The sequence below is a fragment of the Paenibacillus sp. FSL R7-0189 genome, assembly GCF_037969925.1.
Taxonomy (GTDB): Bacteria; Bacillota; Bacilli; order Paenibacillales; family Paenibacillaceae; genus Paenibacillus_AQ; species Paenibacillus_AQ odorifer.
Genome location: NZ_CP150223.1, coordinates 2,407,722 through 2,420,683, shown reverse-complemented (window position 1 = coordinate 2,420,683; position 12,962 = coordinate 2,407,722). Strand labels below are relative to the sequence as shown.

The 12,962-nt window shown below is 46.7% G+C and carries 5 protein-coding genes and 3 rRNA genes; 7 read left to right on the top strand and 1 reads right to left on the bottom strand.

The window, feature by feature from the left end:
• The first annotated feature begins 14 nt into the window (after nucleotides 1–14).
• Both MKY63_RS10425 and gyrB read left to right on the top strand, forming a co-directional pair.
• Nucleotides 15–263: an extracellular matrix/biofilm biosynthesis regulator RemA family protein gene (locus MKY63_RS10425; protein ID WP_036677731.1), complete on the top strand. Its 249-nt coding sequence runs from the start codon at nucleotides 15–17 to the stop codon at nucleotides 261–263.
• Nucleotides 264–310: 47 nt separating this feature from the next.
• Nucleotides 311–2,221, top strand: coding sequence for a DNA topoisomerase (ATP-hydrolyzing) subunit B (gene gyrB / locus MKY63_RS10420; RefSeq protein ID WP_036677726.1), 1,911 nt, complete (start codon nucleotides 311–313; stop codon nucleotides 2,219–2,221).
• 80 nt (nucleotides 2,222–2,301) lie between these two features.
• Here the strand turns inward: gyrB and MKY63_RS10415 are convergent, their stop codons facing one another.
• On the bottom strand, nucleotides 2,302–3,177 hold the full coding sequence (locus MKY63_RS10415; protein ID WP_339812715.1) for a YheC/YheD family protein: 876 nt from the start codon (nucleotides 3,175–3,177) through the stop codon (nucleotides 2,302–2,304).
• A 356-nt stretch (nucleotides 3,178–3,533) separates the two neighbouring features.
• Between MKY63_RS10415 and gyrA the strand changes: the two genes are divergently transcribed.
• From gyrA to rrf, 5 genes are all read left to right on the top strand, one after another.
• Entirely contained in the window at nucleotides 3,534–6,098 is a 2,565-nt protein-coding gene (gene gyrA, locus MKY63_RS10410; protein ID WP_036677722.1) for a DNA gyrase subunit A, read from the top strand.
• Between the two features lie 256 nt (nucleotides 6,099–6,354).
• Nucleotides 6,355–7,452 (top strand): HD-GYP domain-containing protein, encoded by a 1,098-nt coding sequence (locus tag MKY63_RS10405; RefSeq protein WP_339812711.1) that lies wholly within the window; start codon nucleotides 6,355–6,357, stop codon nucleotides 7,450–7,452.
• 380 nt (nucleotides 7,453–7,832) lie between these two features.
• A 16S ribosomal RNA gene (locus tag MKY63_RS10400) occupies nucleotides 7,833–9,390 on the top strand.
• A 263-nt stretch (nucleotides 9,391–9,653) separates the two neighbouring features.
• A 23S ribosomal RNA gene (locus tag MKY63_RS10395) occupies nucleotides 9,654–12,580 on the top strand.
• Nucleotides 12,581–12,708: 128 nt separating this feature from the next.
• Nucleotides 12,709–12,825: ribosomal RNA gene (rrf, locus tag MKY63_RS10390) — 5S ribosomal RNA — on the top strand.
• The 16S, 23S and 5S rRNA genes sit together here, the layout of an rRNA operon.
• The last annotated feature ends 137 nt before the right edge of the window (nucleotides 12,826–12,962 follow it).

Here is a 12,962-nt window from a genome sequence, read left to right as displayed (position 1 = left end):
AGCGGAGGACGATCATGTATATTCATTTGGGCGGGGAGAAGATCATTAGGTCTTCGGAGTTAATTGCTATATTTGATATTTCGATTGAGAAATCTTCCAAGGTATCTAAGCAATTCGTTATTCACTCTGAGCAGGATAAGAAGCTTGAGCGGATTGGCGAAGAGGAAGCAAAATCTATTGTCGTAACTAAAAATATCGTGTATTACTCCCCCATTTCCTCCTCCACTCTTAAAAAAAGAGCCAAAATTTTGCTCGAAATATAACTTGCATTGGGTAACAAAGAGATAATCAGAAAGAAGTAGGTGAAGGCATGTCAATGAATCAACCGACATATGATGAGAGCCAGATTCAGGTACTGGAAGGGCTGGAAGCGGTTCGGAAACGTCCGGGCATGTATATTGGTTCGACTAGTTCTAAAGGTCTCCATCACTTGGTATGGGAGGTCGTCGATAATAGTATCGATGAGGCACTCGCAGGTTATTGTGACCGGATTCAAGTGATTATACATGAGGATAACGCGATCACTGTTATCGATAATGGACGTGGCATACCTGTAGGTGAGAATGTAAAGCTTAAAAAGTCGACGCTTGAAGTCGTAATGACCGTGCTGCATGCAGGCGGTAAATTCGGCGGTGGCGGATATAAAGTTTCCGGTGGTTTGCATGGTGTGGGTATCTCTGTAGTGAATGCCTTGTCTGAAAAGGTCCTTGTTAAGGTCAAACGTGACGGTCATATCTACCAACAGGAATATAGACGTGGTGCACCGCAGTATGATATCAAAATTGTTGGCGATTCAGATGAGACAGGAACGACTACAACCTTTCATCCGGATCCTGAAATATTTACGGAAACCACAGTTTTTGAATATTCGACACTGCTTACTCGTATTCGGGAGCTAGCTTTTCTAAACAAAGGAATCGAGCTTTCGCTTCATGATGAGCGGACGGATGTCACCAACGTGTTCAAATACGAGGGTGGTATCGTTGAATATGTGAAATATTTGAATGAGAAAAAAGAAGCACTACATGAGGATCCGATCTACGTGGAAGGCTCACGCGATATGATCCAAGTTGAAGTGGCTCTCCAATATAACGATTCGTATACTGAGAACATCTACTCTTTTGCGAATAATATTAATACGCATGAGGGCGGAACGCATGAATCCGGCTTTAAAAGTGCGCTGACCCGTATCATCAACGATTATGCTCGTAAAGCGGGAGTACTGAAGGATAGCAATTCGAATCTGACTGGTGATGACGTGCGTGAAGGATTGACAGCCATTATTTCTGTCAAAATTCCAGATCCACAATTCGAAGGTCAAACGAAAACTAAGCTCGGAAATAGTGAAGTGCGGGGTATCGTAGAATCACTGTTCGGAGAGAAATTACAAGAGTTCCTGGAAGAAAACCCAGCAGTATCACGCCGCGTTCTTGAGAAGTCACTTTCCGCGTCGCGCGCACGAGAAGCTGCCCGTAAGGCACGTGAGTTAACCCGTCGGAAGAGCGCGCTTGAAGTGAGTGCTCTGCCTGGTAAACTCGCCGACTGTTCATCCAAGGATGCCTCGATCAGTGAACTATACATCGTCGAAGGTGACTCAGCGGGTGGATCGGCTAAGCAAGGCCGGGATCGCCATTTCCAAGCGATTCTACCGTTGCGTGGTAAGATCCTAAACGTTGAAAAAGCTCGCCTTGACCGTATTTTATCTAACGCTGAGATACGCGCCATCATTACGGCTTTGGGCACAGGGATCAGCGATGACTTTGACTTATCGAAGGCTCGCTACCATAAAGTGGTTATTATGACCGATGCCGACGTCGATGGAGCCCATATTAGAACGCTATTATTAACGTTCTTCTATCGTTACATGCGGAAGCTAGTAGACGCGGGTTATATCTATATTGCACAGCCTCCTCTTTTTAAGATTGAGCGCAATAAGGTTATCCGCTACGCAGGCAGCGAGAAGGAACGCGATGATATTATCGCTTCTTTTGGAGAAAATGCTAAGGTTAACGTCCAACGTTACAAAGGTTTGGGAGAGATGAATGCAACCCAACTTTGGGACACAACGATGGACCCAGAAACCCGTATGATGCTCCAGGTTACGATTGAAGATGCAATGCTGGCAGATAGTATTTTTGATACACTTATGGGTGACAATGTTGAACCAAGACGTGACTTTATCCATGAGCATGCCAAGAACGTTAGATACCTTGATGTGTAAGAACAATATTTAATACAACCTCCGGCTTCTATTCCTAACGGAATGAGAACGCTGGAGGTTCTTTGATTTCAAGCTTCTTTTTAGGCTCTTGTAGATTGTTTATTGCGGGTCGAATAAGGGGATTTTCTTGCTTTTACACGTCCATAGGCTACGGCATAGCGATGTATTTTACGATAGATTGATTTATCAGGAAATAATTTGAATACAGCAATGGACGGAAGAGTGTTGACTTCCAGCAGCCACATATCCAGATGTTGATCCATGGCAATATCCAGACCAATCTCTTTGATTCCTGGATAGGCAGATTGAAGCTGTGTCGCGATTTGTATACCCAAAGCTTTTAAGTGATTGATCGTAACTAGGACTTCAGAGGGTGGCATATAATTTTTTAGTAGAGTACTTACGGAAAGGATACTGCCTCCACTGTGATAATTGGTGACGATTTTTTGAGGGGCAGCTACTCTTCCAAGCATTCCTGTTGTTTCCCATACTCCTGATGGTGTCTTTTGGGTAAGAACCCGAAGATCAAAAGGGCGGTCATGATGACGCAGAAGGTCAATCCCTTTTTGAATCAAATAGGTTCGATTCTGAATTCGTTTCTGTAAGTTCTCATACAGCTCTTCTGGTGAGAAAAACACTTCCGCAGTCTTCCCATATCTTAAAATATACAAGATCTGTTCTTCGGGCTCTTCTTTATTAACATTATCGAGGTCGGTACCGTGTTCAGCTTTCTGTTTGCTAGTGCTAAGAGTTACAGTACGCTGCTCAGCTCTCATTACACCGATACCATAACTTCCTCGATCTGGCTTAATATAGACCATTGTATATAACGCAAGCATCTCCTTAAGAGCATTGACATCGAATTTACGGGTATCAGGCACATATTGCAATAGAGAGTGATTTTGAAGGATGACTTTCGTTTTAGCCCATTTGCTTGGGACGCGTTGAATCTTCATTATCTTCCTCCTTATGAGTTTTGTGCAGGAATAGGTCCTTTGGGTTCCTTGTTGTAAAAAATGCAGTGGCAGCATAATCTTTGACAGCTGAAAATCAGGACAAGCTACCTAAACAATGGTATAATATAAGGATATGGGGTTATGCCTTATCGAGCGATATTAGGATAATAAAACCGTGTTTCTTGTCTTTACAGTCTATGTAGTAAAGATATTTGCGGAAAGGGCAAATACCCTGATAAGCGCAAAAAGAAATCAATATTAGAAGATAAAAGGCTATCATGTTTAATTGTGCTACTTTTGTGAAAGTAATATAATTAAGGGTAGCGGTTTTTTAACTGAAGGAGGTCCAGCAACTCATGGCTGAACAAAATAACCCACAAGTCAAAGATCGGGACATTGGCGTGGAAATGCGTGAATCCTTTATGGATTACGCAATGAGCATCATTGTTAGCCGGGCTTTGCCAGATGTGCGGGACGGACTCAAGCCGGTTCACCGACGCATTTTGTTTGCGATGTCGGAGCTTGGAATGTCTGCGGATAAGCCTCATAAGAAATCTGCAAGAATCGTCGGTGAGGTTATTGGTAAGTACCACCCTCACGGTGACTCAGCTGTCTATGAAACAATGGTACGGATGGCTCAGGATTTCTCGATGCGCTATATGCTTGTAGACGGTCACGGGAACTTTGGTTCGATTGATGGTGATATGGCCGCGGCGATGCGGTACACAGAAGCCCGTCTTTCCAAGATTGCAGGCGAAATGCTTCGTGATTTGAACAAAGAGACAGTTGACTTCGCACCCAACTATGATGGTGAAGAGAATGAGCCGGTTGTATTGCCAGCCCGTTATCCGAATCTGCTCGTAAATGGGGTATCTGGTATTGCTGTAGGTATGGCTACTAATATTCCACCGCATAACCTTGGTGAAGTTATCGATGGTGTGCAGGCGATGATTAAGAATCCTGATATCACGCCAATGGAATTGATGGAGTTTATCCAAGGTCCGGATTTCCCTACGGCTGGATATATTTTGGGTCGTGAGGGCATTCGTCAGGCTTATCGTACGGGGCGTGGTTCAGTAACCATGCGTGCGAAGGCAACGATCGAAGAGAACAACGGCAAGGCTCGCATCATTGTGCATGAGCTTCCATACCAGGTTAACAAAGCAAGATTGGTTGAAAAAATCGCAGAATTAGTACGTGAGAAACGGATCGAAGGTATAACGGATCTTCGAGATGAGTCTGACCGTAACGGTATGCGTGTAGTTGTTGAGATGAGACGCGATGTTAATCCAAATGTAGTATTAAACAATCTATATAAACATACTTCTATGCAATCCACATTTGGGATCAACATGCTTGCCATCGTAAATAACGAGCCGAAAATTCTTAATCTGCGTGATGTACTTTATCATTATTTGCAGCACCAGATTGAAGTTATTCGTCGTCGTACTATATTTGATCTTAAAAAAGCTGAAGCACGCGCTCATATCTTAGAAGGTCTGCGCATTGCGCTTGATCATCTGGATGAAGTGATTGCGTTAATCCGTGCTTCACGGACAACTGATATAGCCCGCGAAGGCTTAATGAGCACCTTTAGCCTCAGTTTAGAGCAGGCTCAGGCTATCCTCGATATGCGGATGCAACGTCTGACCGGTCTGGAACGGGAAAAGATCGAGAATGAATATAACGAATTGATCGTTAAAATTGCAGAGTACCGTGAAATTCTGGCTAACGAGCATCTTGTACTGGAAATCATCAGCAACGAGCTGCAGGATATCCGTGATAGATATTCTGATGAACGCCGGACAGAGATTACGGTTGGTGAAGAAAGTATCCTGGATGAAGACCTTATTCCACGTGAAGAGGTTGTTATCACTATTACACATACAGGATATATCAAACGTCTACCTGTCAGCACCTACCGCAGTCAGAAGCGCGGAGGTCGCGGAGTCATGGGGATGGACACCAAGGACCAGGATTTTGTGGAGCATCTCTTCGTGAGTAACTCTCATAACTATCTGATGTTCTTTACCGATAAGGGTAAAGTTTACCGGATTAAAGCTTATGAGATCCCAGAATTGGGCCGTACAGCCCGGGGGACGCCAATCATCAACCTGATTCAAATCGAACAAGGTGAGAAGATTAGTGCGGTAATCCAAGTGGAAGATGGCGATAGCGACAAATATTTATTCTTTGCTACCCGCGAGGGTATCGTGAAGAAGACGCCTCTTGGGGATTATAACAACATCCGTAAAGGCGGTCTTATTGCTATTAATCTTCGTGAAGAAGATTCCCTGATCGAGGTTAAGCTGACTGATGGACAGCAAAATCTCATTATCGGTACAGCTCGCGGAATGTCGATTACGTTCTCAGAGAATGATGTGCGTTCTATGGGACGTAGCGCGACTGGCGTTAAGGGTATTACGCTTGACGGTAATGACCATGTCATTGGTATGGACTGTGTCGATAAGGAGCTTGAGGTTCTGATTGTTACTACCAAGGGTTATGGTAAACGGACACCAGCCGGTGATTATCGTTCACAGACTCGTGGCGGTAAAGGGATCAAGACCATTAATCTCACCGATAAGAATGGTCCTGTAGTGGGTCTTAAGGTCGTTAAGAAGGATGAAGACTTAATGATCATTACGACTAGCGGCACCCTGATTCGTACCAGCATGGATGGAATTTCTACTATGGGCCGTTATGCTCAAGGGGTTAAGCTGATTAACATCCGTGAGGATGACGCAGTAGCTACCCTGTGTAGAGCTGACAAGAACGAAGAGGATGAGTCTGAGGAAGTGGAAGGTCTGGAAGGCTTGGAAGGGCAAGAAGGCCTGGATGGGCAAGATACAGTCGAGGAATCTGGCGATATTGATCAGCCTGAGATCCTGACTGAGGACGAAGACACTGACTTAGAATAGGTTGAATTCAAAAAAGAGCAAGGGCTTCTATTACAGAAGTTCTTGCTCTTTTTGCTGCTTTTTGAATGACCGATGCTTCAAAAAATAAAATAAATATTTTGAAAGAATAGTTTTCACTGCACTAGTGTCTTCCATTTATCCGTACTATAATTAGCCAATAGAATCCTATAAAGTACTAATTTCTCAGAAATTATCTGTCTTATCAATGTGAGGTAATGCTGGGTGTACGGCTTATAGAAATTAAGGGGCTGAGTATATGCCAAATATATTGGTTGGAGAAGTTAAAGCAGGCTCAAAGATAATAAAGGATGTAATTACACCTTTAGGGGGGACTTTATTCACTAAGGGAAAAATATTGCTCCCTCGTGATCTAGATATTTTACAGGCTTTTTTGATTGGGCAAGTGGAAATCGAAGGTGACCAAGGTGAGGCGAGTTCGGATGGAGCCAAAACAACAGCTAAGCAAGCTTCCCCTAAAGCTGGAGCCATTATCAATGAATCGATGTTGGCCAAGACTAATTCTCCTCTACATGATGAATACGATAAAATGCTCACTCTTATTAAGAACAGCTATCGATCGGTAACGGCAGCTTCACTTCCTATTTTTGAGCTTCGCAGTCAGTTAGAGACACTAATAGGTTATTTGAAGGATTATCATGTCTTGAAGTTTACACCGCGCACTTTAAAATATGAGGATTACAACTATCACAATGCTGTGTTGTCCGCGTTGACCTCCTATAAAATCGCTCAGTGGTGTGGGTACCCACAAAAGGATTGGATGCAGATTGCTTTTGCAGGATTATTACATGATATCGGCAATGCAAAAGTAGACAGCTCACTTTTACAGAAACCGGAGTCACTTAACAATAGTGAAATAGAAGAGGTTCGCCGACACACTACATATGGTTATCAATTATTACGCAATGTTACAGCGATTAATGAAGGGGTAAGACTTGCCGCCTTGCAGCATCATGAGAAGGTTGATGGCTCTGGTTATCCATTGAAGCTGGATGGCAGTCAGATTCATTTCTACGCTAAAGTAGTCGCAGTAGCAGATATATTCCATGCTATGACCTTAGAAAGAGCCTACAGAAGAGCACAGTCTCCTTATTTGGTACTAGAGCAGATTCTGACAGAAAGCTTCGGTAAGCTTGACCCAGTGATTGTGCAGACGTTTATACAGAAGAGCACTGATCTCTTTAATGGCACTAGAATCAAATTAAGTGATGGCCGTCATGGGGAGATTATCTTCACTGATCGCGCAAACCCTACACGTCCGATGGTTAAAATTGAAGATACGATAGTTAACTTGATGTTGGAACGTGAATTGTATATTCAAGAGATCATTGCTTAGGGTGTAGTTACAAGGGAATAAGGCTGTGCTAGCCATTATATATCGCAGTATTGAGGCTTATGGCAGCACAGTCTCTCATTTATCTATTATATTTCAAAAAAACTCTTGCAATGCTTCTCTATACATGATATATTATAAGTCCGGCCAAGAAATACACATGCCGAGCTCGAAAAAGAAGTTGAAAAAAGAGCTTGACATTAAATAGCCGAACATGATATAGTATAAGAGTTGCTGCTGAGACATTAAACGGCGCCAACGAGAACTTGATCTTTGAAAACTGAACAACGAGTGAGTAGGAAATCACGCAAGTGATATCCAAAATTAGAGAATTAATTTTCTCGTCAGATGTTTCAAAATGAGCATATCGCTCTTTTCAATACTAATTGGAGAGTTTGATCCTGGCTCAGGACGAACGCTGGCGGCGTGCCTAATACATGCAAGTCGAGCGGAGTTATTTTGAAAGCTTGCTTTCAAAATAACTTAGCGGCGGACGGGTGAGTAACACGTAGGCAACCTGCCCTTCAGACTGGGATAACTACCGGAAACGGTAGCTAATACCGGATAATTTCTTTTTTCTCCTGAGAGAAGAATGAAAGACGGAGCAATCTGTCACTGAGGGATGGGCCTGCGGCGCATTAGCTAGTTGGTGGGGTAACGGCCCACCAAGGCGACGATGCGTAGCCGACCTGAGAGGGTGAACGGCCACACTGGGACTGAGACACGGCCCAGACTCCTACGGGAGGCAGCAGTAGGGAATCTTCCGCAATGGGCGAAAGCCTGACGGAGCAACGCCGCGTGAGTGATGAAGGTTTTCGGATCGTAAAGCTCTGTTGCCAGGGAAGAACGTCCGGTAGAGTAACTGCTACCGGAGTGACGGTACCTGAGAAGAAAGCCCCGGCTAACTACGTGCCAGCAGCCGCGGTAATACGTAGGGGGCAAGCGTTGTCCGGAATTATTGGGCGTAAAGCGCGCGCAGGCGGCTATTTAAGTCTGGTGTTTAAACCTTGGGCTCAACCTGAGGTCGCACTGGAAACTGGGTGGCTTGAGTACAGAAGAGGAAAGTGGAATTCCACGTGTAGCGGTGAAATGCGTAGATATGTGGAGGAACACCAGTGGCGAAGGCGACTTTCTGGGCTGTAACTGACGCTGAGGCGCGAAAGCGTGGGGAGCAAACAGGATTAGATACCCTGGTAGTCCACGCCGTAAACGATGAGTGCTAGGTGTTAGGGGTTTCGATACCCTTGGTGCCGAAGTTAACACAGTAAGCACTCCGCCTGGGGAGTACGGTCGCAAGACTGAAACTCAAAGGAATTGACGGGGACCCGCACAAGCAGTGGAGTATGTGGTTTAATTCGAAGCAACGCGAAGAACCTTACCAGGTCTTGACATCCCTCTGAATCTGCTAGAGATAGCAGCGGCCTTCGGGACAGAGGAGACAGGTGGTGCATGGTTGTCGTCAGCTCGTGTCGTGAGATGTTGGGTTAAGTCCCGCAACGAGCGCAACCCTTAACTTTAGTTGCCAGCAGGTAATGCTGGGCACTCTAGAGTGACTGCCGGTGACAAACCGGAGGAAGGTGGGGATGACGTCAAATCATCATGCCCCTTATGACCTGGGCTACACACGTACTACAATGGCCGGTACAACGGGAAGCGAAGCCGCGAGGTGGAGCCAATCCCATCAAAGCCGGTCTCAGTTCGGATTGCAGGCTGCAACTCGCCTGCATGAAGTCGGAATTGCTAGTAATCGCGGATCAGCATGCCGCGGTGAATACGTTCCCGGGTCTTGTACACACCGCCCGTCACACCACGAGAGTTTACAACACCCGAAGTCGGTGGGGTAACCCGCAAGGGAGCCAGCCGCCGAAGGTGGGGTAGATGATTGGGGTGAAGTCGTAACAAGGTAGCCGTATCGGAAGGTGCGGCTGGATCACCTCCTTTCTATGGAGAATCGTTCTCTGCAATGAGAACATTCAAATCGGAAGCTCAGCTTCCAAAACTCAGGTTTAGGCCTGTTACTCACTCGTTGCTCAGTTTTGAGAGTTTAAGCTCTCAAGTAAGACTTGATCCTTGAAAACTGGATACCGAAACGAATTTGCGTTTTAGAACATCTTTTAGCAACTTGTGCAAACAAGTAAATGTTATTAGTGAGATGATTCCAAAAGAGAATGTCATCGTATGATATTTTCCTGCGGAAAAATCAAGGTTAAGCTAATAAGAGCACACGGAGGATGCCTAGGCGCCAGGAGCCGACGAAGGACGTGGCGAACAACGAAACTGCCTCGGGGAGCTGTAAGCAAGCTTTGATCCGGGGGTGTCCGAATGGGGAAACCCAGCTGTGGTAATTCGCAGTTACTCATACCTGAATACATAGGGTGTGTAGAGGCAGACCAGGGGAACTGAAACATCTAAGTACCCTGAGGAAGAGAAAACAATAGTGATTCCGTCAGTAGCGGCGAGCGAACGCGGAACAGCCTAAACCTAAGAGCTTGCTCTTAGGGGTTGTGGGACGTCTCACATGGAGTTACAAAGGAATATGGTAGGTGAAGAGGTCTGGAAAGGCCCGCGATAGAGGTAAAAGCCCTGTAACCTAAACTGTGTTCTCTCCGAGACGGATCCCGAGTAGTGCGGGGCACGTGAAACCCCGTATGAATCCAGCAGGACCATCTGCTAAGGCTAAATACTACCTGGCGACCGATAGTGAAACAGTACCGTGAGGGAAAGGTGAAAAGCACCCCGGAAGGGGAGTGAAATAGAACCTGAAACCGTGTGCTTACAAAAAGTCAGAGCCCGATCTATGGGTGATGGCGTGCCTTTTGTAGAATGAACCGGCGAGTTACGTTTAACATGCAAGGTTAAGCCGAGAAGGTGGAGCCGCAGCGAAAGCGAGTCTGAATAGGGCGATTGAGTATGTGGACGTAGACCCGAAACCGTGTGATCTACCCCTGTCCAGGGTGAAGGTGCGGTAACACGCACTGGAGGCCCGAACCCACGTACGTTGAAAAGTGCGGGGATGAGGTGGGGGTAGCGGAGAAATTCCAATCGAACTCGGAGATAGCTGGTTCTCCCCGAAATAGCTTTAGGGCTAGCCTCGGTATAAGAGTAGTGGAGGTAGAGCACTGATTGGGTGCGGGGTCCGCAAGGATTACCAAGCTCAGTCAAACTCCGAATGCCATATACTTATTGCCGGGAGTCAGACAGTGAGTGCTAAGATCCATTGTCAAAAGGGAAACAGCCCAGACCATCAGCTAAGGTCCCCAAGTGTGTGTTAAGTGGGAAAGGATGTGGAGTTGCACAGACAACCAGGATGTTGGCTTAGAAGCAGCCACCATTGAAAGAGTGCGTAATAGCTCACTGGTCGAGTGACTCTGCGCCGAAAATGTAACGGGGCTAAACACACCACCGAAGCTATGGCTAGATACGTATGTATCTGGGGTAGGGGAGCGTTGTGTAGGGGTTGAAGGTGTACTGAAAAGAGCGCTGGACACTACACAAGTGAGAATGCCGGTATGAGTAACGAAAAGATCAGTGAGAATCTGATCCGCCGAAAGCCCAAGGTTTCCTGAGGAAGGCTCGTCCGCTCAGGGTAAGTCGGGACCTAAGGCGAGGCCGAAAGGCGTAGTCGAAGGACAACAGTTTGAAATTACTGTACCACCGTAATCCGCTATGAGCGATGGGGTGACGCAGGAGGGTAGTGACGCGGACTGATGGATGTCCGTCTAAGCAGTGAGGCTGATGTGTAGGCAAATCCGCACATCGTTAAGGCTGGGCTGTGATGGGGAGCGAAAATTGTAGTAGCGAAGGTCATGATCTCACACTGCCAAGAAAAGCCTCTAGCCAGGAGAAGGTGCCCGTACCGCAAACCGACACAGGTAGGCGAGAAGAGAATTCTAAGGCGCGCGGAAGAACTCTCGTTAAGGAACTCGGCAAAATGACCCCGTAACTTCGGGAGAAGGGGTGCCCCGGTAGTGTGAATAGCACGAGGGGGCCGCAGTGAAAAGGCCCAAGCGACTGTTTAGCAAAAACACAGGTCTGTGCGAAGCCGCAAGGCGAAGTATACGGGCTGACGCCTGCCCGGTGCTGGAAGGTTAAGGGGAGTGGTTAGGGGTAACCCGAAGCTATGAACCGAAGCCCCAGTAAACGGCGGCCGTAACTATAACGGTCCTAAGGTAGCGAAATTCCTTGTCAGGTAAATTCTGACCCGCACGAATGGCGTAACGACTTGGGCGCTGTCTCAACGAGAGATCCGGTGAAATTTTAATACCTGTGAAGATGCAGGTTACCCGCGACAAGACGGAAAGACCCCATGGAGCTTTACTGCAGCTTGATATTGAATTTGGGTACGATCTGTACAGGATAGGTGGGAGCCGTAGAAATCGGAGCGCAAGCTTCGGTGGAGGCGCCGTTGGGATACCACCCTGATCGTATCTAGGTTCTAACCTAGTACCCTTACCGGGTACGGGGACCGTGTCAGGCGGGCAGTTTGACTGGGGCGGTCGCCTCCTAAAGAGTAACGGAGGCGTTCCAAGGTTCCCTCAGAATGGTTGGAAATCATTCGCAGAGTGCAAAGGCATAAGGGAGCTTGACTGCGAGACCTACAAGTCGAGCAGGGACGAAAGTCGGACTTAGTGATCCGGTGGTACCGCATGGAAGGGCCATCGCTCAACGGATAAAAGCTACCCTGGGGATAACAGGCTTATCTCCCCCAAGAGTCCACATCGACGGGGAGGTTTGGCACCTCGATGTCGGCTCATCGCATCCTGGGGCTGAAGTAGGTCCCAAGGGTTGGGCTGTTCGCCCATTAAAGCGGTACGCGAGCTGGGTTCAGAACGTCGTGAGACAGTTCGGTCCCTATCTGTCGTGGGCGCAGGAAATTTGAGAGGAGCTGTCCTTAGTACGAGAGGACCGGGATGGACGTACCGCTGGTGCACCAGTTGTTCCGCCAGGAGCATGGCTGGGTAGCTACGTACGGACGGGATAAGCGCTGAAAGCATCTAAGCGTGAAGCCCCCCTCAAGATGAGATTTCCCAATTAGTAAGACCCCTTGAAGACGACGAGGTAGATAGGTTGGAGGTGGAAGTGCAGCAATGCATGGAGCTGACCAATACTAATCGGTCGAGGGCTTATCCTATACTTAGAATGCAAATTCGTTTCGGATTCAGTTTTCAGGCATCAAGCCTGTAACACGCTTAGAAATTCATTGTCACTTCTGGTGATGAACCGAATTTCACGCGGCAGCGTCTGTTTCACAGACGCATGTTTGGTGGCGATAGCGGAGGGGTTCCACGCGTACCCATCCCGAACACGACCGTTAAGCCCTCCAGCGCCGATGGTACTTGGACCGAAGGGTCCTGGGAGAGTAGGACGTTGCCAAGCACACAAGACCACTGTTGAGTAATCGACAGTGGTCTTTTTGTTATGTATATTTACTTTAGGATTGTTGCAAATTAAATTATGTTTGACAGACTACAGTGTTTAACCCATAATACAATTCATACTAAACATATAAGAAT